The organism is Halobaculum sp. P14, assembly GCF_051195155.1.
Lineage (GTDB): Archaea > Halobacteriota > Halobacteria > Halobacteriales > Haloferacaceae > JBNTKA01.
This window is the reverse complement of the sequence record NZ_JBNTKB010000006.1, coordinates 15,232-37,065: the sequence shown is the minus strand read 5'-3', so window position 1 is coordinate 37,065 and position 21,834 is coordinate 15,232. Positions and strand designations below refer to the sequence as shown.

The window sequence follows — 21,834 nt, the reverse complement described above, 5'->3', positions numbered from 1 at the left end:
TCGGCGTGAAGCGTCCGTCGCTCGACGCCGTCCGCGGCTTCGACCGCGCCGTCTACGTCGTCGCGGTCGGCCAACTCATCAACGTCTTCGGCTCCGGGCTGGTCTACCCGTTCGCGACCGTCCACTTCCACCTCCAGGTCGGCATCGCGCTCGCCGTCGTCGGCCTCGGCCTCGGCGCGCGCAGCGTCACCACCGCCGCCGGCACCGCCGTCGGCGGCTACCTCGCCGACAGCGTCGGCCGCAAGCCCGTGATGGTGTCGTCGATGGCGCTGTCCGCCGTCGCGCTCGCGTCGTTCGCGTTCGTCCCCGCGCTCGCCGCCGCGGTGCCGCCGGGGGTCGCTGCCGCCGCCGGCGTCTCCCGCGTCGGCGTCGCGTTCGTCGGCGTCTGCGTCGCCTCCGGCTTCGTCGCCGGCCTGTACACCCCGGCGTCGTCCGCGATGACCGCCGACCTCACCGACGCGGAGGCGCGCGACCGCGGCTACGCCCTCCTCAAGTTCACGAACAACGTCGGCTTCGGCGCCGGGTTCGTCGCCGGCGGCGTCCTCTACTCGCTCGCCAGCGTCTCCGTGTTCCTGCTCGACGGCGCCACCTCCGCCGTCGTCGCCGTCGTCCTGCTGCTGTACGTCCCACGCAGCGACGTCGGCGGCGACGAGGAGGCTGACGCCGACGTCGACTCGTCGGCCGAGTCCGGGGCGTCGCTGGCGCGGTGGTGGGCGGCCGCGACCCAGCCGCGGGTGCTCGCGCTCGCCGCCATCAACCTCGGCATCGCCGTCATGTACGCGCAGATGCAGACGACGGTCCCCATCGTGGCGAAGGAGGGGCTCGGGCTGACCGCGGCGCAGCTCGGGACGCTGTACGTGCTGAATCCGCTCACCATCGTGCTGCTCCAGATTCCGCTCGTCGACGCCGTCGCCGGGTGGCGCCGCACCCGCGGGCTCGCGCTCTCCGCCGCCTTCTGGGCCGTCTCGATGGTGGTCGCGTGGGCCGCCGACGTCGGCGTCGGCCCGGTCGCGGTCGGCGTCGCGCTCGTCGGCGGCCACCTCGTGTTCCGCACCGTCGGCGAAATCCTGCACTCGCCGCTCGCCTCCTCGCTGATGTCGTCGCTCGGCACCGACGCGGAACGCGGCACCCAGTTGTCAGTGCTGGAGATGGCCAAGCGCGTCGGCATCGGCCTCGGCTCGTTCTTCGGCGGCCTCTTTTTCGACTACGGCCTCTCGACGGCCTGGTGGGGCGTCCTCGTCGTGGTGTGTCTCGGCGTCGCCGCGGCGCTGCTGCTGTTCGAGCGGTCGGTGACGCCGCAGGAAAACGGGGCGTTCGGCGACGCGACTGAGTCGTGACGACCCGGCGGCGGAGCGGGCCGGGACGGCGGAGCGAGCCGGATCGGGACGGGCCGGGGCGCGGCGCTACTGGGTGCCGTTTCGGCCGCCGTCCGCGACGGCCGCTCGGTCCGCACCTGGGTCCGCGTCGGCGGTGATGCGGTCGCCGTCGACGTCGCCGCCGCTGCCGGTTTCGAACCGGGAGAGCTGCCCGGAGAGCGCCGTCGAGAGGTCGGCGAGCCCCTCGGCGCGGTCGGAAATCTGGGCGGTCGACGCCGCCGCCTCCTCGGCGGCCGCGGCGACGCCGTCGGCGGTGTCCGCGGCGGCCTCGCCGGACTCGGCGGCCTGCTCGACCATCGCGACGACCTCCTCGGTCGAGGCGGCCTGCGAGTCGGTCGCGTGGTTTATCTCCTGGACGCCGTCGTCGGCGGCGTCGATGCGGTCGCCGACGGTTTCGAGCGCGCCGAGCGCCTCGTCGACGGTGTCGCGGCCCTCCCGGACCTGCTCGCCGGTCTCGCGCATGTTCTCGGCGGTCCGGTCCGTGGCGGTCTGGATGTCGGTGACGAGCCCCTCGATGTCGCCGGCGGCGACCGACGCCTCGCCGGCGAGCGCCTTGATTTCGTCCGCGACGACCGCGAACCCGTCGCCGGAGGCGTCCGCCCGCGCCGCCTCGATGGAGGCGTTCAGCGCGAGCAGGTTCGTCTCGCCGGCGATGCCGGAGATGACGTCGACGATTTCGCCGACCTCGGCGACCTCTCGTTCGAGCTGTTCGACCTGCTCGACGGCGCGGGTCGCGCGCTGCTCGACGGCGTCCATCTCCGCGAGCGCCGCCTCCGCGTAGCCGCTGCCTTCCTCGCCGGACTCGGCGGCCTGACTGGAGACGGCCGCCACCTCCTCGGCGGACGACGCGACCTCCTCGACGGTCGCGGACAGCTGACTCATCTCGTTTGCGGCCTCCCGGAGCCGGTCGCCCTGCCTGACGGTTTCGGCGGACACCGACTCGACGTCGTCGCTGACGCCTTCGCTCACCGTCCGAATCTGCTCGGCGCCGGCGACGACCTCCTCCGAGGCGTCCGAGACGCGCGCGGCGGCGGTCTCCGCGTCGAGGACGAGCGCCTCGATGTCGTCGAGCATCTCGTTGAACGACCGCGCGATGTCCGAGAGCGCCTCGCTCTCACCGCCGTCGTCGAGCCGGACCGTCAGGTCGCCGTCGGCGGCGGCCTGCATCGACGACCCGAACGCCGCCGCCTTCGACTCGATGGCGTCGTTCAGCGACGCGGTCCGCGCCTGCGCCCGCTCGGCCTCGGTGCGCGCCGCCTCGGCGTCGCTGGTCGCGGCGCGGGCGCGGGCGGCCTCCCGCTCCGCGTCGGCGCGGGCGGCCTTCGAGTCGTCGACGACCGACAGCGTCCCGGAACTTCCGACCGCGAACGCCGCGACGGTCGCCGTGAGCAGCGACACGCTCACCGTGTCCAGGACGGCGCCGCCGAACCCGGCGTGTTCGGCGAGCACGACGCCGGTCCAGGCGACGCCGAGGCCGGCGGCGAGCAGGTAGTTCGCCCAGAACCCCGACTCCACCTCGGCGTCGCGGTAGTTCAGCGCGGCGTAGCCGCCGGCGACGACGAACCCGACGAAGCCGACGAGGTCGAACGCGACCGAGAGGTCGACCATTCACGCCACCTCCTCGGCGTCGACGCCGCCCGCGACGCCGGCGCCGTCACCGGCTGCTGCGTCGTCGCCGACCGACTGTTCGTCTCCGCGCAGAATGTGTCCGCGTCGGCGGTAGGCGGCGTACGCGAACACGACGCCCGCGCCGGCGACGCCGACGGCGTGTTCGAGTTGCCCGAGCACGTCGCCGAGCACGACGTGTTCGAGGTTCGTGACGACGGCGCCGAAACACAGCAGGACGTAGCCGAGCGTGAACAGCCCCGACCGCTCGGTTCGCTGCGTGACGACCGGCAGCAGCCCCAGTATCGCGACCACCACCAGTACCAGTTCCTTCGCGTCTAACGCCTCAAATTCGAGTGCCATGCCGTGGCGGCGCCGACGACGGATATAACGGAAACGGCTCGCGTATCAACCGTGATTCGCGGAGAGAGCGCCTGAAACGGCGGCTCGCTGTCAGTTCGACTGGCGGTAGATGAGGTTCCGCTGAATCTCGCTGGCGCCCTCGTAGATGACCGGGATGCGGACATCGCGGTAGACGCGGGCGATGCGGCGGTCCGAGAGGATTGAGCGGCCGCCGTGCAGCTGCATGCCGCGCTCCGCGCAGTCGACGGCGGTTTCGGTGGACTTCAGCTTCGCCATCGCGGCCCACAGCCCGGCGTCGTCGTTGTCGGCGACCTTGTCGGCGGCGCGCCAGTTCAGCGCCCGCGCGGCCTCGAACTCGGTGCGCATGTCGGCGAGGTCGTGCTGGACGGACTGGAACTCCGAGACGTTGCGCGCGAACGCCTCGCGGTCGTGGACGAACTCCCACGCCTCCTCGATGGCGGCGGCGGCCAGCCCGAGGCCGTGACCGCCGACGACGACGCGGCCGTGATTGAAGAAGTCCGCGAGCGCGTAGAACCCGCCGCCTTCGGCGCCGACGAGGTTCTCCTCGGGGACGAAGCAGTCCTCGAAGACGATGTGGCCCTGCTTGGAGGCGCGCATCCCCATCTTCTCCGGGATGTGCTCGGCCTCGTACCCCTCGCTGTCGGTCTCGACGATGAACAGCGAGTAGTTCCCGTAGCGGTCCTCGCCGTCGCCGGTCTTCGCGTAGACGGTGAGCCAGTCGGCCTCGACGGCGTTGCCCACCCAGTACTTCTCGCCGGTGAGCTCGTAGCCGCCCTCCACCTTCTCCGCGGCCGTCGTCATCCCGGCGAGGTCGGAGCCGGTCTGCGGCTCGGACACCGCCAGCCCGGAGAGCTGGTCGCCCTCCGCGACCGGCCGGACGTACTGTTCGGCCTGCTCGTCGGTGCCGTACTTGTAGACCAGTTCGTTGCCGAACGACGCCAGCATCAGCGTCAGGCCGATGCCGGCGTCGGCGCGGTAGAACTCCTCGGCCATCGCCAGCATCTCCTGGAGCGTGAAGCCGCTGCCGCCGTACTCCTCCGGGATGTCCTGGGCGACCAGCCCGGCCTCCTGACCGGCCTCCAGCACCTCCCACGGGTACGTCCCCGACCGGAAGTGCTCCTCCGCGACCGGCGCGATGTGCTCGTCGGCGAACTCGCGGGCGCGTCGCTTCACGTCCAGTGCGTGCTCCGGGACGACCGACTCGTCGAGCAGTCCGAGGTCTGCGCTCATACCCCACGGTTCGCTCCGGCGGCCTATAACGCTCGTGAAACCCCTCCCCCCGGGCGAGCCGTTTATCGCGGCGTCACCGCCGAGCCGGTCACGTCGTCGCGCGAGGCTTCGCCTTATTCGTCGTCACCAGCGTCCGTGTCGACTTCAGCGTCCGTGCCGGCATCGTTGGCCGGGTCGGAATCTGTGCCTGGGTCGGCATCGGCGCCCGAGTCGGTATCGGCGCTCGGTTCTGCGTCGCCGTCAGCGTCCGCAGCGGGCTCCGCGTCGTCGTCGCCGAGGCGGTCGCGGAGCGCGGCGCGGTCGACGGTTCCGGAGACGGTCCGCGGCAGTTCGTCGTTGAACCGGACAGTCCGCGGGAGTTTGAAGCCGGCGAGTCGGTCGCGGCAGAACGACTCGAGGTCGGCGGCGGAGAGGTCGGGGTCGTCGCGGACGACGAGCGCGGCGACCCGTTCGCCCCACTCCTCGTCGGGGACGCCGGCGACCGCGGCGTCTCGGACCCCGGCGTGTTCGCGGATGACGGCGGCGACTTCGCCGGGGTCGACGTTCTCGCCGCCGGTGATGATGCGGTCGTCGCGGCGGTTCAACACGTACACGTAGCCGTCGTCGTCGCGGTAGCCGACGTCGCCGGTGCGGAGCGCGCCGTCGACGAAGGCGTCGCCGCCGCGGTCGCCGTAGTACGACGAGGCGACGGCCGGGCCGCTCACGACGAGTTCGCCGGACTCGCCGTCCGGGACCGGGTCGCCGTCGTCGTCGACGACTGAGAGGTCCATCCAGAACAGCGGCCGGCCGACGGTGCCGACGCGGTCGAACGCCTCCTGCGGGCGCGCGGTCGCGATCTGCGACGCCGTCTCCGTCATCCCGTACGTCGGGTGGACCGGGACGGAGTAGTCCCGGCAGCGCTCGACGAGGTCGTCCGGCGCCGGCGCGCCGCCGAGCAGCACGACGCGCAGCGAGTCCGACAGCGTCCCGCGGGCGTCCAGCATCCGCTGGAGCATCGTCGGCACCAGCGAGACGCCGGTGACGTCGTACTCGCGGAGGTCGTCGGCGGCGCCGCCCGGGTCGAACTCGCGGCGGAGCACGACGCTCGTCCCGTACAGCGCCGCGCGGTACAGCGGCATGATGCCGCCGGTGTGGTGCAGCGACAGCGTCGCGAGATACCGGTCGCCGGGCTGCACGCCGAGCCGGAACGCCGACGCGACCGCGGACGCGAGCACGTTCTGCAGCCGCAACACGACGAGCTTCGGGTCGCCGGTCGTCCCGGACGTCGACAGCATCAACAGCGGGTCCGACAGCGACCACGTCGCCGACTCGAACGCCGCCGGCTCCGTCGTCCGGAGGTGTGCGACCTGCTCCCACTGCGGTTCGTCCACCGAAACGACCGGTATCGACGGCCTCGGCGCGTCGCCCGAACCGGCCTCCTCCTGCCCGCCACCTCCGTCGCTCTCGTCCACGCTGCTCTCGTCCGCACCGTTCTCGTCTCGCTCGTCCGCTTCGGCGTTCCCGTTCGGGTCCGCGTCGCGGGCGGCGTCGTCGCCTCGGGCCTCGTCGGCGTCGATGCCGCTCGCGGTCGCTTCGACGGCCGCTCGTTCCGTGTCGGCGTCACACAGCACCGTCGTCACGTCCGCGGCGTCGAGTTTCGGGGCGAGTTCGGCCGCGGTGAGCCGGTCACCGAGCGGGACGAGCCGGACGCCGAGCCGCATCGCCGCGTGGACGAGCGTCACGTACTCCGGACGGTTGCTCATCACGACGCCGACGTGGTCGCCGGCTTCGACGCCGAGCCCGGCGAACCGGCCTGCCATCTCGTCGGCCGCCGCGTCGAGGTCGGCGTACGTCCACCGCGTGCCGGACCAGGCGGTCACCAGCGCCTCGGCGTCCGGCGTCGTCGCGGCACGGTGTGACAGCCAATCGCGCATACCGGTTCGTCGCGGAGGAGGGTTACTGGTCTTTCGCCTTCGCGTCGCGCCCGTCGTTAACGCCGGTGCCCCGCGGGTCGGCGCCGACGCGCACAAAAGAGGGGTGCGGCGTTCAGCCGAGCAGACCGCCGACGAGGCTGGACTCGTCGTCGCTGTCGCCGCCGCGCCCCGACTGCCCGTCGGATTCGTTGTCGAACCAGCCCGAGCCGGTACCGTTGCCCGGCGGCCAGTCGCCGTCGTCGCGCCCGGGCGGCCAGTCGCCGTCGCTGCCGTTACCCGGCGGCCAGTCGCCGTCGTTACCGCGTCCCGGCTTGCCGCCGCCGTTCTCCGACCCGTTTCCGTGGCCGTCGGCGCGGCAGACGCCGCCGCGTCCGTAGCCGCGACCGCCGCTGAGCGGGCTGTCGCTACGGCCGCGTCCGTTCTCGCTGTCGTCGTCTTCGCCGTCGTCGCCGCTGCCGCGTCCGTGGCCGCCGGCCGGACTGAACAGCCGGTAGTCGTCGTCGAAGTTCGACGTGACCGGGATGGTTTCACGGCCTGCGAGGTTCGACGCCGGGTCGACGACGCGGTCGTCGTTCAGCCGCAGGTCGGAGCAGAGCGCGGCCGCGACGTCGTTGAGGTGGCGGCGCTGCGCCGCGGGGAGCGCGCCGCCGACGAGGATGACCGCGCCGCCCCGTCGGACGAACGACCGGACCCGGTCGAGGTCGTCGTCGGTGAACGGCTCCGCGGGGGCGGTGACCAGCAGCGCCTTGCCGAGCCGGAGAATCCCGGAACCGAGGTCGTTCACCTGCTCCAGCCCAGTGTCGACGCCTTCGAGGTAGCGCATGTAGAACGGGAGGTCCTCGCCGTCGAGGCCGAGCGGGACGCCGGACTGGCCGTGGCCGCCGTCGTTGACGACGGCGCCGGGCCGCATCGACAGCGCGTCGAGCAGGTTCGTGACGAACGCGAAGTTCCCGTAGCCCGACGTGTCCGCCGGGAACCCCTGCGACTGCTCGTAGTCGTCGTCGAGCAGCGGCGTCGCCACCATCGCGACGCGGCTGTCGGCGTCGACGCCGACCAGCGGCAGGTCGTCGTAGCGCACGCTGCCGCCGCGCTGTTCGGCGGACGACTCGGCGTACACCGGGACGCGCTCGTCGTCGATGCGGCCGTCGGCGGTCGCGACCGTCGCGGCCTCCGGAGCGAACAGTTCGTCGACCGGTCCGTTCCGAATCTCGGAGGAGGCCTCCGGGTCCGACTGCGCCCAGACGCCGCGGCCCTCGAACCGGGCGCGAAGCTCCCGCTTCAGAAGGTCGTCGTGGCGGCTCGCCCCGGAGTCGTACACGCGGGCGCGGCCCGCCGAGACGGCGCGGGTCGCGTAGTCGGTGTCGCGGCCGCCGTCGCCGTCGGCGTCGTAGGCGACGTAGCCGAGCAGCCGGCCGTAGTCGCCGCGCAGCGGCTCGTTCGGGTCGAACGTGAGGTCGACCGTCGCGCCGCCGAGCGCCTGCGTCGCGAACGCGGAGCTGGCGGTGCCCTGCTGGCCGAGGTAGTCGTACGACTCGACGCCCTCCCACTCCTCGGCGAGTTCGGCGTCGCGGGCCGCCGGCACCTCCGGCGAGTCGATGCCGACCAGCCGGACCGTGTCCTCGTAGCCCGACGGGAACCGGACGTCGACGGTGTCGCCGTCGGTGACGGAGACGACGTCGACGGTGTACGTCTTCGACGGGTCGATTTCGAAGTCCAGCCCGGGCCGGTCCGCGAAGTAGTCGAAGTCCGGGTCGAACCGGTCGGTCACCGGGACGAACGGGACGCCGGCGTTGTTGGCGTCGTCGACGACCTGGTCGTCGTTGAACCGGAACGGCGCGCCGAGCGCCGCCGCGACCTCGTTCATGTTCGCGGTCGCGTCGTAGTCGCTGTAGTCCGACTGCGTGAACAGCAGGACGCCGCCGTCGAACGACGAGAGCGCGTCCAGTTCCGCCGCCGTGAACGACTCGGAGGCGGACGTGACGACGACGCCGTCCGCGTCCGGCAGGTCAGCGAGCAGGTCGTCGGTGCCGGCGACGTCGTAGCCGTTGCCGTTCGCGTAGTCGATGAACTCCGAGTGCCGCCCGGAGTTGTAGTACTGGCCGTGGCTGTCGTCCCACAGCACGGTGCCGGAGCCGACGACGTCGTCGAGCACCGACAGGACGAACTCCTCGTTGCCGGCGTTGAACTCCGCGTCGTCGGAGACGATCGGGGCGCCGAAGCCGACGACGCCGTCCGCGGCGGCGACGAGCGGAATCGGCCGGTCCGCCGGGTACGACACGGCCGCCTCCGCGCCGCCGTTCCCGTCCGCGTTCGTGTTGCTCGCGGTCGACTCCGCTCGGACCGCGACGTACCCCGCGTCGGCCGCGACGGGGTCGCCGTCGGCGTTCAGCAGGCTCGCCGTCGAGTCGAACACGAGCTGCTCGATGCGTCCCGAATCCGTCGCTGCCCGGACGGGCCGGCCGGCGACGGCGAACGCCCCCGCGCTCGCCCCGACCGCCCCGAGGAAGGTGCGTCGTTGCACGGCCGTCGAACGCGAGCCGACCGGCATAAATCCACGGTGAAGAATATATAAAATATCCTGTTGGGGTGCGTTGGGAAACGTTGACGAAGTGAGTCGGTCGCCGGTCAGTGCTCGACGAACTCCACGAGCACCCCGCCGGTCGACGCCGGGTGGCAGAACGCCACCTCGTGGCCCCACGCGCCCGGCCGCGGCTCCTCGTCGACGAGGTCGACGCCGAGGTCGCGGGCGGTCGAAAGCGCCGCGCGGACGTCGTCGGTCGCGACCGCGACGTGGTGTATCCCCGGGCCGTTCCGTTCGAGGAACCGGGCGATTGCGCCGCCGGAGTCGGGGTCGAGCGGCTCGAGCAACTCGACGTAGACGTCGCCGACCGCGACGAACACGACAGTCATGCCGTCGAACTGCTCCTCGTGGGACACCTCGGCGTCGAACAGGTCGGTGAACAGCGCAGCCAGCCCCGCGGCGTCGTCCGTCGCGACGCCGACGTGGTCGAAGTGCATACCGAGGCGTGACCCGCTCGCCCCATTAATCTACGTCCACCCGGTTCGTCCAGTTCGGACGCCCGGTTCGTCCAGTTCGGGAGTCCGGTTCGTCCAGTTCGGGCGCTCGGTCCATCCGGTCCGTCAGGCCTGCCGGTCTGCTCCCCGGTTTCAGAGCGCGCTGCCGGGCTGATACTCGCCGAACTCCTCGCGGAACACGCCGCAGATTTCGCCGACCGTCGCGTACGCCTTCACGGCGTCGACGATGTACGGCATGACGTTGTCGTCGCCGCGGGCGGCCTCCCGGAGCGCGTCGAGCGCCGAGTCGACCGCTTCGGTGTCGCGGGACTGCCGGAGCTCTTCGAGCCGCTCCACCTGCGCCTGCTCCTCCTCTTCGCTCACGGACTCGAGGTCGACCTGCGGCTCGTCGTCGACCTCGAACTCGTTGACGCCGACGATGACGCGTTCGCCCTCCTCGATTTCGCGCTGCCGCTCGAACGCAGTGTCCTGAATCTGCCGCTGCACCCACTGGCTCTTCACGGCGTCGAGCATCCCGCCGCGCTCGTCGATCTCGTCGAGGATGCCGAACGCCTCCTCCTCGACGCCGTCGGTGAGGCTCTCGACGTAGTAGCTGCCGGCGAGCGGGTCGATGGTGTCCGCGGCGCCCGACTCGTGCGCCAGAATCTGCTGGGTGCGCAGCGCCGTCCGCACCGACTGCTCGGTCGGCAGCGACAGCGCCTCGTCCTTCCCGTTCGTGTGGAGGCTCTGCGTCCCGCCGAGCACCGCAGCGAGCGCCTGATACGCCACGCGGACGACGTTGTTCTCGATCTGCTGGGCGGTCAGCGTCGACCCGGCGGTCTGCGTGTGGAACTTCAGCTGCTTCGATTTCGGGTTCTCGGCGCCGAACCGCTCCTCCATTATCTTCGCCCACATCCGCCGCGCGGCGCGGAACTTCGCGACCTCCTCCAGGATGTTGTTGTGGGCGTTGAAGAAAAAGGAGAGCTGCGGCGCGAACTCGTCGACGTCGAGGCCGGCGTCGATGGCGGCCTGCACGTACTCGATGCCGTTTCCGAGCGTGAATGCGACCTCCTGGGCCGCGGTGGAGCCGGCCTCGCGGATGTGGTAGCCGGAGATGGAGATGGTGTTGAAGTTCGGGACCTCGGCGGTGCAGAACTCGAAGATGTCCGTGATGAGCCGCATCGACTCCTCCGGCGGGTAGATGTAGAGGTTCCGCGCGATGTACTCCTTCATGATGTCGTTCTGGATGGTGCCGCGCAGCGCCTCCCGGTCGACGCCCTGCCGGTCGCCGACGGCGACGTACATCGCGAGCAGCACGGACGCCGGCGCGTTGATGGTCATCGACGTCGACACCTCGTCGAGCGGGATGCCGTCGAAGACGCGCTCGAAGTCCTGCAGCGAGTCGATGGCGACCCCCGACTTCCCCACCTCGCCGGCGGCCATCGCGGCGTCCGAGTCGTACCCCATCTGCGTCGGCAGGTCGAACGCCATCGACAGCCCCGACGACCCCTGGTCGATGAGGTAGTTGAACCGCTCGTTCGTCTCCGCGGCGGTCCCCATGCCGGCGTACTGCCGCATCGTCCACAGCCGGCCGCGGTGCATCGTCGGGTAGACGCCGCGCGTGTACGGCTCCTCCCCGGGGAAGCCGACGTCCTTCTCGTAGTCGACGTCGGCGACGTCCTCGGGCGTGTACAGCCGGTCGACGTCCTGCCCGCCGGTGTCGGTGGTGAACTGCTCTTCCCGCTCCCCGAACCGGTCCAGCGTCGGCGAGAGCGTCTCCGCCTCCCACTCCCGTTTCGCCTCGCGGATCTCCGCCAGGTCGTCGGGGTCGAACATGCACGACCGATGAAGGCCCGACGGCTTCAAACGTTCGACGCTGCCCGCGGCACGCCGCCGGGTCGCTGTCGCCGGGATTTAAGCCGGTGCCGGCACAGCCACGTACCATGTCAGTTGCGCTCACTGCGGCGTACGTTCTCCACACGCTGTTCGCCGGGCTCTGGGTCGGCGGCGTCGTGCTCGCGACCTGGAAACTGCTGCCGCTCGCGAAAGCCGGCGACATCGCCCCGGAAACGTTCAGCGCCGTCACCGACGGCCTGTCGACGCTCACCCGCGTCGGCGCCGTCGTCTTCGTCGCGACCGGCGGCCACATGGCGGCCGAGGTGTACGGCTCCGAGGGGCTGTTCACGCCGCCGGACGGCCACGTCGTCCTGTCGATGCTCGCGCTGTGGCTCGTCATGGCCGGCCTCGTCGAAGTCGGTGCCAGCAAGGCGCGCTCGGCGCTCGACGAGGACAAGGTCCGCACCGGCGCCCGCGACGCCGACGCCTTCCTGAAAGCCGCCAGCGCCGTCGGCGTCGTGCTGCTCGTTCTCGGCGGCTACCTCGCCAGCCCCGGGCTGTAACGGCCGTCTGAGTGTCCGAGTCGCCGCCGACCGCTCCGCCCGACGGCAACTCTCCGCTCGACGACTCCGTCGCTTCTCCGGTTCCGTCCGGCGGGTGACCCGAAGGCTCACGGGGTCGCCCGACAATCGGCGCGTATGGTTCTCCCCAGCGACGTCTCTCGGTTCGTTCGCGCCGCGGGCCCCGAACACACCGACGTGCAGGCACGGATGGCGGCGTTCGCCGACGAGCACGACTTCCCGTCCATCGGCGCGGAGGCGGGCGCGGTGCTTCGGCTGCTCGCGCGGCTCACTGACGCCGAAACCGTCTTCGAGTTCGGCTCCGGCTTCGGCTACTCCGCGTCGTGGTTCCTCCGCGGCGGCGCCGACCGAGTCGTCCTCACCGAGTTCGACGCCGACGAACTCGACGCCGGCCGCGAGTTCCTGTCGGACGCCGGCCTCGCCGACCGCTGCGTCTTCGAACACGGCGACGCGATGGAGACCGTCGAGCGCTACGACGGCCCGTTCGACGTCGTGCTCGTCGACCACCAGAAGCAGCGCTACCGCGACGCGTTCGACGCGGTCCGCGAGAAACTGCCGGTCGGCGGCGTCGTCGTCGCGGACAACGTCATGGCCGGCCCCGTCGACTTCGACGCGCTGCTCGCGCACCTCGAAGGCGACGCGGACGCCGTCGACGCGGACGACGAGTTCTCCCGCGGCGTCGCCGACTACCTCGACGCCGTCCGCGACGCCGACGGCTTCGAAACCGCCGCGGTGCCCGTCGGCGAAGGGCTCGCGGTCACCACGAAAACCGAGTAGCTGAGCCGTCGTCCCTCGACGCGACCCCGCTGGGGCGAGAGTTTACGGCGGAAGCCGCGGCCATCCCGCCGCATGCGGTGACGACAGCCCCGCCGCGTACAACGGTTGTGCGGCACAGACGCGGCGGGGGAGAGCCGGTGCCGCCTGTTCGCCAACGGACAGCGCCGCAACGCTCGGGTCGCGACCGCCGCGTCGCGGCGGCGGTCGGCCTCACTCCACGTGCGGCTCCGGCATGAGCGACGCGAACGGCTGCTCGTCGAGCCACTCCAGCAGCGCGACGAGCTGGTCGGTCGCCGCCTCGAACAGCTCCGCACCGTCCGCCGGCGTCGCGTCGGTCTGGTCGCCGAAGACGCCGTTCTCGGAGTTGTCGATGCTGTCGTAGAACGTCCGCGAGCCGTGCCGCACGGTGTCGGCGTCCGCGAGGTCGACGCGGCCGCCGTCGCGGGCCGATTCGAGCTGGTCGGTCCGTACCAGCTCCTCGGCGATGTGCATCACCATCGCCGTCTCCTTCGGGCCGCCGTGCGGCCCGTTGTGTTCGAACAGGTCGTCGACGAGCTCCGGAATCGACTCGTCCCACATCCACTCGACGGCGTACGCCGTCTCGTCCCTGCGGAGCCGCCGCCCGACTTCGCGGAGGTGCTGGACGTTTCCGCCGTGGGCGTTCACGTAGACGACGCGGTCGACGCCGTGGTACGTGAGGTTCCGGGTGAAGCTCTCGACGTAGTCGCGGAACACGCCCGGTTCGACCCACATCGTCCCGTGGAACTGCCGGTGGTGTTCGGACACCGCGATACGTACCGGCGGCGTACACAGCAGGTCGGCCCGGTCGGCGGCCGCCTCCGCCAGCGCCTCCGCGATGAGCGCGTCGGTCGCGAGCGGCAGGTGCGGGCCGTGCTGTTCCGTCGAGCCGAGCGGCACCACCGCCGTCGAAGCCCGGTCGAACGCCTCACCGAGTTCCGGCCAGGTCTCGTCTGCGAGTTGCATGGCTCCGCGGAGGGTCCGTCGCCGGAAGAAACGTCCGGGTCGGCGGGCGACGGCTTCGCCGGTTCGCCACGCTTTTGCTCCGCCCCGCCGACCGTCCGCGTATGTTCGGAGGCGGCGGGATGAACCCGCGCAAGATGAAGCAGATGATGAAGCAGATGGGTATCGACGTCACCGAGATCGACGCCGAGGAGGTCGTCATCCGGACGGCCGACGAGGAGCTCGTGTTCGACGGCGCGCAGGTGACGAAGATGGACGCGCAGGGGCAGGAGACCTACCAGGTGGTCGGTGAGCCGACCTCCCAGCCTCGCGGCGAGAGCGGCGCGTCCGCCGAGTCTGCCGGCGCAGTCGAGTCCGGCGAGACGGAGGCGTCGGGCGACGACGGGATTCCCGAGGACGACGTCGAAATTGTGGCGCAGCGCGCCGGCGCGAGCAAGTCGGACGCGCGGGAGGCGCTCGAAGCCGAGGACGGCGACCTCGCCGCCGCCATCTCCCGGCTGGAGTGAGCGACACCGCGTTCCTCCTGGTCCACGTCGACTCGGACCGAGAGTACCTCCGCGCCGCGGGCGACGAACTGCAGACCGACCTCGGCGTGCTCACCGTCCCGGAGGACGCCGAGTCCGGCGACGTCCTCGAGACGCACCTCGGCGAGCGGTTCCTGGTCCGGGCGCTCCGTGGCCCCGACCTGTTCAACCACTTCGAGCGCACCGGCGCGCCGATGATGCCGCGAGACGTCGGGCTGGTCGTCGGCCACGTCGGCGCGCAGTCGGGCGACCGCGTCCTCGACGCGGGGACCGGAACCGGCGTGCTCGCGGGCTACCTCGGCCGCATCGGCGCCGACGTCGTCACCTACGAGCAGGACCCGGAGTTCGCAGACGTGGCCCGCGAGAACATGCGGCTCGCCGGCGTTGCCGACGCCGTCGACGTCCGCACGGGCGACGTCACCGAGGAACTCGACGAACTGACCGGCGGCGACGGCTTCGACCTGCTGACGCTCGACACCGCCGACGCCGCGGACGTCGTCGAACGGGCGCCCGACCTGCTCGTTCCGGGCGGCTACTGCGCGGTGTACGTCCCGTTCGTCGAGGACGCCCGCGACGCCGAACTCGCGGCGCGCGACGCCGGCTTGAGCGACGTCGAGACGCTGGAGACGATTCAGCGGCAGATGCAGGTGGACGACCGCGGCACTCGGCCCAGCACGGCCGGGGTCGGCCACACCGGCTACCTCCTGTTCGCACGGAGCGGATAGGTAAAATTAAACCAGGGCGGTCAAAGAGCCGAACCGATGGTCGACGGCCCGCCGGTGACGCCGGACGCGCTCACTGACCGTCTCCTCCGCTCCGACGGCGCTGACAGTTCCGACAGCGACGGCTCCGCCCCGGATTCCGGGCCCCGCGTACTCGCGGTCGCGCCGCCGAAGCCGCTGATTCGCGCGGTCATCGACCGGCTCGGCGACGACGCCCCCGACGGTTCCGTCCGGCTGCTCCTCACGTCGGACGGCACCGCCGTGTTCGACGAGTTCCTGGCCGCGTCGACCGCCGCGGACGCCGTCGCGGCCGGCCGACTCTCCGTCCGGGTCGCCGACGCGGTTCGGGAGAGCGTCACGGTCACGGCCGACGCCGTCTTCGCGCACGTCGCCGCCGGCGACGACGTGCTCGCCGCGACGACGACGGACGCGGAGCTTCTGGCCGCGATGCGGGCGAAGTACGGCGAGGCCTGGGCGGCCGCGGACCCGTACGACGTCGGCGTTCCCGGCCGGACCGCGCTGCTCGATTCGTTCGCGGAGCGCTGGCCGGACGCTGCGGCGACGCTCCGGGACGCGCTCGACGGCGCCTCGTCGCTCCGACGCGGCGACGAACTCGACCCGGTCGCGGCCTGCACGCTCGTCGCCGCGCGGCACGAACTGCTCACCATGCACCTCGGCGAGTGGGCGGGCGACGTCGGCTTCTCCAGCCGGACCGAAATCTCGCGGGCGAAAGAGCGGCTCGTCGCCGCCGGCGTCGTCGACACCGAACGCATCCCGGACGGCGTCGGCCGGCCGAGACAGCGGCTCGTCCTCGCGGACGACGAACTGGCGGACGTCCCGGCGGCGGCGCTGTTCGACGCGGCGCGCGACCGGCTCGACGACCGGTAGCGCCGCGAGCCGAGCCACCGGCGTATTCGGAGCTTTTAACCGAATCCCCGTCGGATTACCGGTAATGGCTTTTGAGGAACTCCTGGAGGACCCGGTCATCCAGAAGTACCTCCACGAACTCGTCGGTCCCACCGGCATGCCCGTTGCCGCGGCGCCGCCGGACGGGGAGGTCACCGACGAGGAACTCGCGGAGGAACTCGGTCTCGAATTGAACGACGTCCGCCGCGCCCTGTTCATCCTGTACGAGAACGACCTGGCGGAGTACCGTCGCGTCCGCGACGAGGACTCCGGGTGGCTCACGTACCTGTGGACGTTCCACTACGAGAACGTCCCGGAGAACCTGGAGGAGGAGATGTACCGGCTGCTCGACGGGCTGGAGCAGCGCCGCGAGTACGAGTCCGACCACCAGTTCTACCTCTGTGAGGTGGACTCCATCCGGTTCGAGTTCGAGGAGGCGATGGAGTTCGGCTTCGAGTGCCCCGAGTGCGGCTCCCCGCTGGAGTCGATGGAGAACTCCCGGCTCGTCGAGGCGATGGAGTGGCGCATCGACCAGCTCCGCGACGAGCTGAACGTCGAACGCGACGAGGCGTCCGCGTAGATGGTCGTCCTCGCAACGAAGTGCTACGTCGAGGGCGACGCCCGCGACCGCGCGCTCGACGGCATGCGGTCGCTCGTCGCTGACGCGCTCGGCGACCTCGACGTCGACGCCGACGTCGGCGTCAGGAGCGACGACTTCGTCGCCGTCACCGTCGCCGGCGACGACGCCGCAGTCGCCCGGAACGTGCTGCGCGAGCAGTGGGGCGAAATCACGGACCACTTCACGGACGGCGACGTCTACACCGGGACGCTGCGCGCGTGGGACGACGACGGCTTCATCATCGACGCCGGCCGCGACGTCCACGTCGCCACGGATCGGCTCGGGCTCGGCACCGGGACGCCGTCGCAGATCCGCGACCGGTTCGGCATCGTCCAGCACGTCCCGCTGAAGTTCGTCTACGACGACGACGGCGACCACGAACTCGCCGAGGAGACGCGCGACCGGCTGTACGAGTGGACGCGCGGCACCGGTCGCGTCAACGTCAACAGCGCGACGCGCGCCGAGGTCCGCGCCACCGTGAACCGCGCCGGGCACGCCCAGGACATCGTCACGGTCGAACGGCTCGGGCTGCTCGAACAGAGCATCATCTGCACCGAAAACACGGACCCGCCGGGGCTGCTGGCCGCCATCGGCGGCTATCTCCCCGCGGAGCTGAAAGCCGTCATCCCATGACGAACCGTCGACGCCTCGCTGCCGCGGCGGCGCTCGTCGGCGTCGTCCTGCTGTCGGGCTGTCTCGGCGTGTTCGGCGGCTCCGTCTCCGACCAGCGACTCGACCAGGAGCCCGCCGGCGGCAGCTACGCTTGGAACCAGTCCGCAGACGTGCACATCACGGTTCACACCGACGCGACGTTCGAGGCCGTCTACACCGTGAACCGCTCGGAGCTGACGCTGTACCGCGAGGACGGCCTCGGCGGCCGGAACCCGCTGTCGGTCCGCGCGGTCCGGTACCGCTACCCGAACGGCACCGTCATCAACGGCTCCACGCTCCAGGAGCGCGGCGCCGTCGAACAGACCCGGTCGGCGGTCGTCATCCGGTTCCCCGGCACCGGTGACGTCGAGGGCGACCAGGTGGCGTTCACGGCGAGCAGCTCGCCGAAGCGGTTCTCGCTGCCGACGTACGTCGACGGCTCGTACGAGGTCGTGCTGCCGCCGAACCGCCGCGTCTCCATGCCGGTGTTCGGGCAGGTGAGCCCCGGCGACTACGACACCCGCGTCGACGACGCCGGCCGCCTCCACATCACCTGGGCCGACGTCGGCGCCGAGCACGTCGTCGTCCAGTTCTACACGATGAACGACCTGCGGCTGCTCGCCGCGCTCGTCGGCCTGCTCGCGCTCATCGGCGGCGGCGGCCTGCTGTACTTCCGGTACCAGATCCGGGAGCTCCGCCGGCAGCGCGAGGAGCTCGGCCTCGACGTCGACATCGAAGACGACGACTTCGGGCGCGACCCGCCGCCCGGCATGCGGTAACGCCGCCGCTCCCGGTCGGCGACCGTGGGAGCCGGCCCCGCTGCGGCCCGCGGAACTTATCGGGCCGCCGGCGCTGTGTCCGTGTATGAACGCCGCTATCGTCACCGTCGGCGACGAGCTGCTCGCCGGCGACACGGAGAACACGAACGCGACGTGGCTCGCGACGCAGCTCACGGACCGCGGCGTCGACGTCGAGCGCGTCACGACCGTCCCGGACCGCGTCGCCGACATCGCCCGCGTCGTCAACGAGTACCGCGCGGAGTACGACGCCGTCGTCGTCACCGGCGGCGTCGGCCCGACCCACGACGACGTCACCATGGAGGGCGTCGCGAACGCGCTCGGCCGGGAGCTCGCCGTCGACGACGACGCCGAGGCGTGGCTCACTCAGCACGGCGGCTACAGCGGCAACGAGCTCGACGACGGCACCACGATGCTGCCGCGCGGCGCGCGCCCGCTCCACAACGAGGTCGGCGTCGCGCCGGGCTGCGTGGTCGACTCGGTGTACGTCTTCCCGGGCGTCCCCGCGGAGATGAAGTCGATGTTCGCGTCGGTCGCGGACGACTTCGTCGGCGAGCGCAGACACACCGAGACCGTGGAGACTGCCGAAGCGGAGTCGACGCTGCTCGACAGGCTCGCGCGGCTCCGCGACCAGTTCGACGTCACCGTCGGCTCGTACCCGTCGGACACCGTCCGCGTGAAGCTCACGGGCACCGACGAGACGGAAGTCAGGGAGGCGGCCGCGTGGCTCCGCGACCGAGTCGAACCGCCGGCGGCGACGACCGACGGTTCCTGAACCGCCGGCTCGACGGCGGGTCGAGACGCGGCGAGAAGTTCGGTGGCGCGACCGGTCGGCCAGTCACCGTGACGCGCCGCCTCCGGGCGTCCGTCAGCGGTACAGCGACAGCAGCCAGCCGGCGGTGATTAGCAGGCTCACGACCAACACGACGACGGCGACCGGCCCGGTCGGCAGCGCGGTGCCCGAGCCGGCGGCGAGCAGCAGCGGATTCATGGTGAGCGGCGCTTCCGGCGCGCTCAGCATAAACGTGTCCCCTTCGCGTCTCCCGCGTCACCAGCGTCGCCCGAATCGTCCGTTTCTCCCGCCTCACCCGCGGCGCCCGCGCAGCCGTCTCGGTCACTGCGTCGCCTGCGGCTGGTACGTCTCCGCGAGTCCGTCGAGCGCCTCGTGGTGCCGGGTCGTGTGCGGCGCGGTGAGCGGCGAGACAGAGATGTCGCCGTCGACGACGGCGCGGCGGTCCGTCCCGGCGGGGTCAGGGACGTCGCCCGCGGCCATGCGGTCCCAGACGCGGTCGAGGAGTTCGATGGTGTCGCCGTCGCGTTCGGCGGTCATCTCGTACAGCGTCGACGGCCGCGTCACTTCGAGCGCCGCCGGGTCGTCGTCGTCCGGCCACGGCGCGTTCACGTTCAGGTAGTCGGCCTGCTCGAACACCCCGGCGTCCGGTGCGTGTTCGGCGAGATACCGGGTCGCCGCCGCGACCTCCCGGAAGTCGTCGACCGCGACGTCGACGTCTGTGTAGTCCTCGCCGGTCCCGGCCGGGACGTACAGCGACGCGGCGATGGCGGGAACGTCGAAGAAGGCGGCCTCGACGGCGGCCGAGACGGTGCCGGAGCGGCCGAGGACGTACGCGCCGAGGTTCGCGCCCTTGTTACAGCCGGCGACGACCATGTCGACGTCCGGGCACAGCGACTCGAGGCCGGCGACGGTGCAGTCGGCCGGCGTCCCGTCGATGGCGTAGCCGAGTTCGTGTTCGTGGACCGTCACCGACGTCGACAGCGACCGGCCGACCGCCGACCGGTCCTCGGCGGGCGCCACGGCGACGACCTCGCCGAGTTCGGAGAGCGCGTCGTACAGCGCTCGGAAGCCGGGCGTGCCGATGCCGTCGTCGTTCGTCAGGAGAAACCGCTGCTCGCCGCTCGAACTCATGTCGAACCGGTCCGGCGGTGACGGGAAAAGCGCCCCGGTCAGACGACGACGTCGCCGTCGACGTCGTCCCCATTGCCGGCGGCGTCCCGGTCGTCGCCGCCCGGGCCGCTCCCCGGCGCGCTGTCGAGCGACCGGGCGGCGTCTGCGATGCGCCACCGGAGCACGACGGCGTCCTCGACGCCGCGGATGCCGCGGTACGGGATGCGGACGCCCGCCGCGTCGTCGGGCAGCTGGCCGACGGTGTCCTCGTCGACGTCGCCGAGCGCGAGCGCCGGCGCGCCGTCTCCCTCGAGGTCGATGACGACGTCGACGACGCGGCCGACGCGGTACCCGTCCGCGGTGAACACCGTCTTGTCCGCGAGGTATGTCAACGGCGTCTCGGGGCCGACGGGCATGACAGCCGAACGGTTCGCGTCACGTCACTTAAACTCTTCCCGGAGCCGGGAGTGTCGCCGACGGTGCCGCGGACGCGACTGACCCGGGAGCCGCGCACCGCAAGACCCACGGTCCGGGGTCGACACAGCCGGAGTATGGGCCTCGGAAGCACGGCGAAGAAGATTCAGACGGTGGCGGACGTCGCCGAGAAGGTGTACACGAAGGTGAACGAGATTCGCGACCGGGTGGAGCAGCTGCAGTCGTCGGTGCAGACGACCGAGGAGCGCGTCACCGCCCTCGAACGGGAGTTCGCGGAGCAGCGCGCGCTCCTCGAAGCCGTCGCGGAGGCGCAGGACGTCGACGTCGACGAGGCGGTCGCGGCGGCCGACCCCGGCGCCGTGGAAGACGCCGCGGCCGGCGACGATTCTTCCGACGCCGGCGACGTCGACGACTCTGACGCCTGAGACGCCGCCGAGTTCGGGGCGGGCCGCGCCGCCCGGATAGAAAAGTACGTAACCGGGGGCAATCTTTGCCTCCGTATGACCACGCACCGCGAGCCGCTCGACTCCGTTCTGGAGGCGGTCGGCGAGACGCCGCTCGTCCGGGTGCACGCCGCCCCGGAGGAGGTCCCGGTGTACGCGAAACTGGAGTCGTTCAACCCCGGCGCCTCCGTCAAGGACCGCATCGGCAAGCACATGCTGGCGTCGATGCTCGACGACGGCACCCTCCCGCCTGGCGGCACCGTCGTCGAGCCGACCGCCGGCAACACCGGAATCGGGTTCGCGGTCGCCGCCGGCCAGCTCGGCGTCGACGCGGTGTTCGTCGTCCCGGAGCGGTTCAGCGTCGAAAAGCAGCAGCTCATGCGCGCGCTCGGCGCCGACGTCATCAACACGCCGAGCGAGGACGGCATGGGCGGCGCCGTCGAGCGCGCCCACGAACTCGCCGCCGAACTCGACGACGCGGTCGTCCCCCAGCAGTTCGCGAACCCGCTGAACGCCGAGGCGCACTACGAAACCACCGCTCCGGAGGTGTTCGACGCGCTCGACGGCGAGGTCGGCGCCGTCGTCGCCGGCTGCGGCACCGGCGGGACGCTGATGGGGATGGCCGACTACGCGCTCGAACGGAACCCAGAGACGCACGTCGTCGCGGTGCAGCCCGAAGGGTCGACGTACGGCCGGCTGTTCGGCGAAGACCCCGAGGCCGACGAGTACAAGACCGAGGGAATCGGCACCCACGACGTCGCCACCAACGAGCTGTTCGACCCCGAGAAGGTGGACGACCTCAAGACGATTGCCGACGAGGACACCCACGCCGAGATGGCGCGGCTCGCCCGAGAGGAGGGCCACCTCGCGGCGTCCAGTTCGGCGGCCAACTGCCTCGCCGCCGTCGAAGTCGCCCGGGAAATCCGCGACGGCGACGTCGACGCGCCGCACGACACCGTCGTCACGCTGTTCCCCGACTCCAGCGAGCGCTACCTCTCGAAGGGCGTCTACCGGTCGTTCGAGGAGTGGGAAGGGTAGTCGGGCGCGCGCCGCGTCTTCGCCGCTGCGTCCGCGCTGCCGCGTCTACACCGCAGCGTCCGCGCCGCCGAGCGCGTCGTTCGGGCGTGGGTCGGTTC

At 71.5% G+C, this 21,834-nt stretch carries 23 protein-coding genes; 12 read left to right on the top strand and 11 right to left on the bottom strand.

The genetic code is table 11. From position 1 onward, the window contains the following. The first annotated feature begins 5 nt into the window (after window positions 1-5). Window positions 6-1,337: an MFS transporter gene (locus ACQUS7_RS11865; RefSeq protein WP_435147247.1), complete on the top strand. Its 1,332-nt coding sequence runs from the start codon at window positions 6-8 to the stop codon at window positions 1,335-1,337. Between the two features lie 66 nt (window positions 1,338-1,403). Here ACQUS7_RS11865 and ACQUS7_RS11860 read toward each other — a convergent pair whose 3' ends face one another. From ACQUS7_RS11860 to ACQUS7_RS11830, 7 genes are all read right to left on the bottom strand, one after another. After that, a complete protein-coding gene (locus ACQUS7_RS11860) occupies window positions 1,404-2,984 on the bottom strand; it encodes a methyl-accepting chemotaxis protein (protein WP_435147245.1) in 1,581 nt (526 codons plus the stop codon). Further along, window positions 2,985-3,344, bottom strand: a complete 360-nt coding sequence (locus tag ACQUS7_RS11855) for a hypothetical protein (protein WP_435147243.1) — start codon at window positions 3,342-3,344, stop codon at window positions 2,985-2,987. Between the two features lie 90 nt (window positions 3,345-3,434). After that, on the bottom strand, window positions 3,435-4,595 hold the full coding sequence (locus tag ACQUS7_RS11850; protein ID WP_435147240.1) for an acyl-CoA dehydrogenase family protein: 1,161 nt from the start codon (window positions 4,593-4,595) through the stop codon (window positions 3,435-3,437). A 113-nt stretch (window positions 4,596-4,708) separates the two neighbouring features. Then, window positions 4,709-6,508, bottom strand: coding sequence for an o-succinylbenzoate--CoA ligase (gene menE, locus ACQUS7_RS11845; protein ID WP_435147238.1), 1,800 nt, complete (start codon window positions 6,506-6,508; stop codon window positions 4,709-4,711). A gap of 112 nt (window positions 6,509-6,620) precedes the next feature. Then, window positions 6,621-9,029, bottom strand: a complete 2,409-nt coding sequence (locus ACQUS7_RS11840) for a thermonuclease family protein (RefSeq protein ID WP_435147235.1) — start codon at window positions 9,027-9,029, stop codon at window positions 6,621-6,623. A gap of 104 nt (window positions 9,030-9,133) precedes the next feature. Further along, window positions 9,134-9,526: a methylmalonyl-CoA epimerase gene (gene mce, locus ACQUS7_RS11835; RefSeq protein WP_435125243.1), complete on the bottom strand. Its 393-nt coding sequence runs from the start codon at window positions 9,524-9,526 to the stop codon at window positions 9,134-9,136. 150 nt (window positions 9,527-9,676) lie between these two features. Beyond that, window positions 9,677-11,359 (bottom strand): acyl-CoA mutase large subunit family protein, encoded by a 1,683-nt coding sequence (locus ACQUS7_RS11830; protein ID WP_435147233.1) that lies wholly within the window; start codon window positions 11,357-11,359, stop codon window positions 9,677-9,679. Window positions 11,360-11,466: 107 nt separating this feature from the next. On the opposite strand from ACQUS7_RS11830, the gene ACQUS7_RS11825 reads away from it, so the two are divergent. Beyond that, window positions 11,467-11,922 (top strand): CopD family protein, encoded by a 456-nt coding sequence (locus ACQUS7_RS11825; RefSeq protein WP_435125247.1) that lies wholly within the window; start codon window positions 11,467-11,469, stop codon window positions 11,920-11,922. Between the two features lie 135 nt (window positions 11,923-12,057). Further along, window positions 12,058-12,717 carry an O-methyltransferase gene (locus tag ACQUS7_RS11820; protein ID WP_435147231.1) on the top strand — a complete coding sequence of 220 codons (660 nt, stop codon included), beginning with the start codon at window positions 12,058-12,060 and terminating at the stop codon, window positions 12,715-12,717. Between the two features lie 210 nt (window positions 12,718-12,927). On the opposite strand, the gene ACQUS7_RS11815 is transcribed toward ACQUS7_RS11820, so the two are convergent. Beyond that, window positions 12,928-13,701, bottom strand: coding sequence for a creatininase family protein (locus ACQUS7_RS11815; RefSeq protein WP_435125252.1), 774 nt, complete (start codon window positions 13,699-13,701; stop codon window positions 12,928-12,930). 101 nt (window positions 13,702-13,802) lie between these two features. On the opposite strand from ACQUS7_RS11815, the gene ACQUS7_RS11810 reads away from it, so the two are divergent. From ACQUS7_RS11810 to ACQUS7_RS11780, 7 genes are all read left to right on the top strand, one after another. Beyond that, window positions 13,803-14,204, top strand: coding sequence for a nascent polypeptide-associated complex protein (locus tag ACQUS7_RS11810; RefSeq protein WP_435125255.1), 402 nt, complete (start codon window positions 13,803-13,805; stop codon window positions 14,202-14,204). Next, window positions 14,201-14,947 (top strand): methyltransferase domain-containing protein, encoded by a 747-nt coding sequence (locus ACQUS7_RS11805; protein WP_435147228.1) that lies wholly within the window; start codon window positions 14,201-14,203, stop codon window positions 14,945-14,947. The genes ACQUS7_RS11810 and ACQUS7_RS11805 overlap by 4 nt, the downstream gene beginning before the upstream one ends. Before the next feature lie 36 nt (window positions 14,948-14,983). Beyond that, window positions 14,984-15,832, top strand: a complete 849-nt coding sequence (locus ACQUS7_RS11800) for a transcriptional regulator TbsP domain-containing protein (RefSeq protein ID WP_435147226.1) — start codon at window positions 14,984-14,986, stop codon at window positions 15,830-15,832. A 64-nt stretch (window positions 15,833-15,896) separates the two neighbouring features. Further along, window positions 15,897-16,430: a transcription factor gene (locus ACQUS7_RS11795; RefSeq protein WP_435147223.1), complete on the top strand. Its 534-nt coding sequence runs from the start codon at window positions 15,897-15,899 to the stop codon at window positions 16,428-16,430. Beyond that, window positions 16,431-17,102: a DUF2110 family protein gene (locus tag ACQUS7_RS11790; protein ID WP_435125265.1), complete on the top strand. Its 672-nt coding sequence runs from the start codon at window positions 16,431-16,433 to the stop codon at window positions 17,100-17,102. It abuts the gene before it with no gap. Beyond that, window positions 17,099-17,899 (top strand): DUF5803 family protein, encoded by an 801-nt coding sequence (locus ACQUS7_RS11785; RefSeq protein ID WP_435147221.1) that lies wholly within the window; start codon window positions 17,099-17,101, stop codon window positions 17,897-17,899. The genes ACQUS7_RS11790 and ACQUS7_RS11785 overlap by 4 nt, the downstream gene beginning before the upstream one ends. An 85-nt stretch (window positions 17,900-17,984) precedes the next feature. Next, window positions 17,985-18,692: a competence/damage-inducible protein A gene (locus tag ACQUS7_RS11780; protein ID WP_435125270.1), complete on the top strand. Its 708-nt coding sequence runs from the start codon at window positions 17,985-17,987 to the stop codon at window positions 18,690-18,692. 93 nt (window positions 18,693-18,785) lie between these two features. On the opposite strand, the gene ACQUS7_RS11775 is transcribed toward ACQUS7_RS11780, so the two are convergent. The 3 genes from ACQUS7_RS11775 to ACQUS7_RS11765 all read right to left on the bottom strand — a co-directional run bounded on the left by ACQUS7_RS11775 (window position 18,786) and on the right by ACQUS7_RS11765 (window position 20,236). Beyond that, window positions 18,786-18,908, bottom strand: a complete 123-nt coding sequence (locus ACQUS7_RS11775) for a hypothetical protein (protein WP_435125273.1) — start codon at window positions 18,906-18,908, stop codon at window positions 18,786-18,788. 123 nt (window positions 18,909-19,031) lie between these two features. After that, window positions 19,032-19,841 carry a 5'/3'-nucleotidase SurE gene (surE, locus tag ACQUS7_RS11770; RefSeq protein ID WP_435125275.1) on the bottom strand — a complete coding sequence of 270 codons (810 nt, stop codon included), beginning with the start codon at window positions 19,839-19,841 and terminating at the stop codon, window positions 19,032-19,034. A gap of 38 nt (window positions 19,842-19,879) precedes the next feature. Next, window positions 19,880-20,236 carry a PRC-barrel domain-containing protein gene (locus ACQUS7_RS11765; protein ID WP_435147219.1) on the bottom strand — a complete coding sequence of 119 codons (357 nt, stop codon included), beginning with the start codon at window positions 20,234-20,236 and terminating at the stop codon, window positions 19,880-19,882. Between the two features lie 135 nt (window positions 20,237-20,371). Here ACQUS7_RS11765 and ACQUS7_RS11760 point away from each other — a divergent pair, with 135 nt between their 5' ends. Both ACQUS7_RS11760 and ACQUS7_RS11755 read left to right on the top strand, forming a co-directional pair. Beyond that, on the top strand, window positions 20,372-20,680 hold the full coding sequence (locus ACQUS7_RS11760) for a DUF5798 family protein (protein ID WP_435125282.1): 309 nt from the start codon (window positions 20,372-20,374) through the stop codon (window positions 20,678-20,680). Between the two features lie 75 nt (window positions 20,681-20,755). Beyond that, window positions 20,756-21,736 carry a PLP-dependent cysteine synthase family protein gene (locus ACQUS7_RS11755; RefSeq protein ID WP_435147216.1) on the top strand — a complete coding sequence of 327 codons (981 nt, stop codon included), beginning with the start codon at window positions 20,756-20,758 and terminating at the stop codon, window positions 21,734-21,736. The last annotated feature ends 98 nt before the right edge of the window (window positions 21,737-21,834 follow it).

What these genes read in the sequence shown, in the direction of transcription:
- ACQUS7_RS11850 (WP_435147240.1), bottom strand. Translation starts at nt 4,595, where the DNA reads ATGAGCGCAGACCTCGGACTGCTCGACGAGTCGGTCGTCCCGGAGCAC.
- ACQUS7_RS11820 (WP_435147231.1), top strand. Translation starts at nt 12,058, where the DNA reads ATGGTTCTCCCCAGCGACGTCTCTCGGTTCGTTCGCGCCGCGGGCCCC.
- ACQUS7_RS11755 (WP_435147216.1), top strand. Translation starts at nt 20,756, where the DNA reads ATGACCACGCACCGCGAGCCGCTCGACTCCGTTCTGGAGGCGGTCGGC.
- menE (WP_435147238.1), bottom strand. Translation starts at nt 6,508, where the DNA reads ATGCGCGATTGGCTGTCACACCGTGCCGCGACGACGCCGGACGCCGAG.
- ACQUS7_RS11795 (WP_435147223.1), top strand. Translation starts at nt 15,897, where the DNA reads ATGGCTTTTGAGGAACTCCTGGAGGACCCGGTCATCCAGAAGTACCTC.
- ACQUS7_RS11785 (WP_435147221.1), top strand. Translation starts at nt 17,099, where the DNA reads ATGACGAACCGTCGACGCCTCGCTGCCGCGGCGGCGCTCGTCGGCGTC.
- ACQUS7_RS11860 (WP_435147245.1), bottom strand. Translation starts at nt 2,984, where the DNA reads ATGGTCGACCTCTCGGTCGCGTTCGACCTCGTCGGCTTCGTCGGGTTC.
- ACQUS7_RS11760 (WP_435125282.1), top strand. Translation starts at nt 20,372, where the DNA reads ATGGGCCTCGGAAGCACGGCGAAGAAGATTCAGACGGTGGCGGACGTC.
- ACQUS7_RS11800 (WP_435147226.1), top strand. Translation starts at nt 14,984, where the DNA reads ATGGTCGACGGCCCGCCGGTGACGCCGGACGCGCTCACTGACCGTCTC.
- mce (WP_435125243.1), bottom strand. Translation starts at nt 9,526, where the DNA reads ATGCACTTCGACCACGTCGGCGTCGCGACGGACGACGCCGCGGGGCTG.
- ACQUS7_RS11780 (WP_435125270.1), top strand. Translation starts at nt 17,985, where the DNA reads ATGAACGCCGCTATCGTCACCGTCGGCGACGAGCTGCTCGCCGGCGAC.
- ACQUS7_RS11815 (WP_435125252.1), bottom strand. Translation starts at nt 13,701, where the DNA reads ATGCAACTCGCAGACGAGACCTGGCCGGAACTCGGTGAGGCGTTCGAC.
- ACQUS7_RS11830 (WP_435147233.1), bottom strand. Translation starts at nt 11,359, where the DNA reads ATGTTCGACCCCGACGACCTGGCGGAGATCCGCGAGGCGAAACGGGAG.
- ACQUS7_RS11775 (WP_435125273.1), bottom strand. Translation starts at nt 18,908, where the DNA reads ATGAATCCGCTGCTGCTCGCCGCCGGCTCGGGCACCGCGCTGCCGACC.
- ACQUS7_RS11790 (WP_435125265.1), top strand. Translation starts at nt 16,431, where the DNA reads ATGGTCGTCCTCGCAACGAAGTGCTACGTCGAGGGCGACGCCCGCGAC.
- ACQUS7_RS11765 (WP_435147219.1), bottom strand. Translation starts at nt 20,236, where the DNA reads ATGCCCGTCGGCCCCGAGACGCCGTTGACATACCTCGCGGACAAGACG.
- ACQUS7_RS11855 (WP_435147243.1), bottom strand. Translation starts at nt 3,344, where the DNA reads ATGGCACTCGAATTTGAGGCGTTAGACGCGAAGGAACTGGTACTGGTG.
- surE (WP_435125275.1), bottom strand. Translation starts at nt 19,841, where the DNA reads ATGAGTTCGAGCGGCGAGCAGCGGTTTCTCCTGACGAACGACGACGGC.
- ACQUS7_RS11825 (WP_435125247.1), top strand. Translation starts at nt 11,467, where the DNA reads ATGTCAGTTGCGCTCACTGCGGCGTACGTTCTCCACACGCTGTTCGCC.
- ACQUS7_RS11810 (WP_435125255.1), top strand. Translation starts at nt 13,803, where the DNA reads ATGTTCGGAGGCGGCGGGATGAACCCGCGCAAGATGAAGCAGATGATG.